2 protein-coding genes and 1 pseudogene are annotated in these 2,679 nt (G+C 67.3%); 2 read left to right on the top strand and 1 reads right to left on the bottom strand.

The genetic code is table 11. The features are described 5' to 3' along the window. Together FKP22_RS26595 and FKP22_RS26600 are read left to right on the top strand one after the other, a co-directional pair. Window positions 1–300: pseudogene (locus tag FKP22_RS26595) on the top strand (MFS transporter); the annotation flags it as partial. A 56-nt stretch (window positions 301–356) separates the two neighbouring features. Continuing rightward, window positions 357–1,385: an ABC transporter substrate-binding protein gene (locus FKP22_RS26600; RefSeq protein ID WP_141290935.1), complete on the top strand. Its 1,029-nt coding sequence runs from the start codon at window positions 357–359 to the stop codon at window positions 1,383–1,385. Between the two features lie 16 nt (window positions 1,386–1,401). On the opposite strand, the gene FKP22_RS26605 is transcribed toward FKP22_RS26600, so the two are convergent. Further along, window positions 1,402–2,529 carry a lactonase family protein gene (locus FKP22_RS26605; RefSeq protein ID WP_141290937.1) on the bottom strand — a complete coding sequence of 376 codons (1,128 nt, stop codon included), beginning with the start codon at window positions 2,527–2,529 and terminating at the stop codon, window positions 1,402–1,404. Window positions 2,530–2,679: the final 150 nt, after the last annotated feature.

Genomic DNA, 2,679 nt, shown 5'->3' on the forward strand with positions numbered 1-2,679 from the left:
TTGCTGCCCGCTGGCGCACAACTGGGGCTGATCGTGGCCAGCGCCATCGGGTTCGACTTCGGCATCCAGGCCGCGCTGGTGGCGCACCAGACCATCGTCTACGGCCTGGAGCCTGCAGCCCGTAGCCGCCTGAACGCGCTGCTGTTCACGGGCGTGTTCATCGGCATGGCCAGCGGCGCTGCGATGGGCAGCCTGGCGCTGTCGACCTGGGGCTGGAGCGGCGTGGCACTGCTGGCCGCGCTGGCCAGCAGCGGCGCGCTGGTGCTGCGGCTGGCACAGCGGCGTGCATCCTCACGCTGATGCTGCAGCGGAACCTCGCCGCCGCTACCATGCCGCATCGTTGGAGGAGCATCACGATGACGAGCACGAACTGGACGGTGGCGGCCCTGGCCGCCGTGGCGATGGCCGGAAGCAGCGGCCTGGCGCAGGCGGACGACAAGGTCGTCTTCGCGACCAACTGGAAGGCCCAGGCCGCGCACGGCGGCTTCTACCAGGCCGTTGCCGACGGCACCTACAGGAAGTACGGCCTGGAGGTGGAGATCCGCCCCGGTGGCCCGCAGGTCAACAACCGGCCGCTGCTGCCCGCCGGCAAGATCGACTTCCTGATGACAGGCAACCTGCTGCACAGCTTCGACAACGTGAAGAGCGGCGTGCCGGTCGTCACCGTCGCCAGCCTGTTCCAGAAGGACCCGCAGGCGCTGATGGCCCACCCCGGCCAGGGCTATGTGAAGTTCGAGGATTTGAAAAACGCCCCGGTCGCCTGGATCGCCAAGGACGCGCAGTTCTCCTGGTGGGCCTGGCTGAAGGCCGACTACGGCTTCAGCGACGAACAGCTGCGTCCCTACAACTACAACCTCGGCCCCTTCCTGGCCGACAAGAAGAGCGTGCAGCAGGGCTACGCGGTCGAAGAGCCGATCAGCATCCAGAAGCAGGGCGGCTTCAAGCCGCTGACCTTCCTGCTGGCCGACCACGGCTACAGCACCTACAGCACCACCATCGAGACCCGGGCCGAGACGGTGCAGAAGAACCCGGCGCTGGTGCAGCGCTTTGTCGAAGCCTCCATCATCGGCTGGGTCAACTACCTCTACGGCGACCACAGCAAGGGCGACGCGCTGATCAAGCGCGACAACCCCGAGATGGACCAAGCCACCATCGACCAGTCCCTGGCGCTGATGAAGGAGCTGGGCGTGGTCGACAGCGGCGACAGCCTGACGCTGGGCATCGGCGCGATGAAGCCCGAGCGCGTGAAGGACTTCTTCGACAAGATGGTGCGCGCCGGCCTGTACAAGGCCGGCGAGGTGGACCTCTCCAAGGTCGCCACCTACCAGTTCGTCAACAAGGGCGTGGGCGTGGCCTTGAAGAAGCAGCTGGGCGGGCAACCCTGAAGTCCGGTTGGGGTCGTCAGTTCGCGGCCAGCCCGGTCGCGATGGCTGACAGACCGGTGAAGCTGGTGCCGGCGCTCAACACGCCGCCCTTGCCGATCACGAAGTTGGCGATGCCGGGCACGCCGCCGTTGCGCACGTAGAGATGCTGGCCATCGGCGGCGACGGTGAGGTCGGCCGGGGCGGTGCCGCTGCCGGTGTTGCCGGCCACGGCGGCGCTCAGCGTGATCCGCCCCTTCTGGTCGATGCGGTAGCTGGAGACCGAGCTGCTGCCGGTGTTGGCCACGTAAGCCCACTTGCCGCTGGGCGTGATGGCGACCCAGCAGGCGGCGCTTTGCGTGTCGGGCACGGCGGCGCTCATCACGCGCGGCACGGCCGGCGAGCCGTCCTTGAAGCGGTAGGATGAGACCGTGCTGGCGCCGGCTGCGCCGCCCACCGCTTCGCTGACCACCATCACGTTGGACGGGCTCACCGCGAAGCCGAACGGCGTCTGGCCCGGCGAGTTGGTGACGATGGGGCCTTTGAGCGAGCTGTCGCCATGCACGTGATAGCTGCTGAGCTTGTTGGTGCCCTTCTCGGTCACGACGAGCGCCTTGCCGTCTGCCGTGAAGCTGACCTGCGCCGGTGCGGCGCCGCTGGCCACCGACAGCGGCGCGACCGCGCCAGCCACCGGCGTGAGCTGGCCGTCTGCCAGCATGAAGCCGGCCACATTGCCGGCGCCGCCGCTGTTGAGCACATAGACCTGGCCTTCGTGCTCGGTGACGCTGATGGGCGTGAGGCCGGCGGAGTCGACGGTTGCGCTCAGCGTCAGCATGTCGTCGCCCAGCGTAAAGACCGAGACGGTGTTGTTGCCGGCGTTGACCACCAGCGCGTACTGGCCGTCGCCGCTCAGCGTGACAGCGCCTTGCGAACCCAGGCCCTTGCCCAGGCCCAGGCCGCCGGTGCTGGTGTGGGCGACCACGCCCAGCTCGCCGGTAGCGGAAGGCGCCAGCACCATCAGCTCGTTGCCTTCGGCGGCATTGCTGCTGGTGAAGACCTTGTGGCTGTGCAGGCCAGGGACCGATACGGTGTCGGCCATGGCGCCGGTGGACGCGAAGGCAGAGATGGCCAGGCCGATGGCGCTCAAGGTGCGACGGGAAACAGTCATGTTGATCTCCAGGAGGAAGCGAGGAATGCGGTTGAACAAAGAGGTTCTTGTTGTTCGCAAGGCCTTGTTCGCCTTGCGTTGAATCGCAGTCTCCCGCGAGGGTGCTCGCCGTTTGTTCACGCAAAGATCAACAAATCGTGAACCTTGTGC

Source organism: Ideonella azotifigens (assembly GCF_006519715.1).
GTDB lineage: Bacteria > Pseudomonadota > Gammaproteobacteria > Burkholderiales > Burkholderiaceae_C > Ideonella > Ideonella azotifigens.

Coding starts and splice junctions, on each gene's coding strand:
- FKP22_RS26600 (WP_141290935.1), top strand. CDS start 357: ATGACGAGCACGAACTGGACGGTGGCGGCCCTGGCCGCCGTGGCGATG.
- FKP22_RS26605 (WP_141290937.1), bottom strand. CDS start 2,529: ATGACTGTTTCCCGTCGCACCTTGAGCGCCATCGGCCTGGCCATCTCT.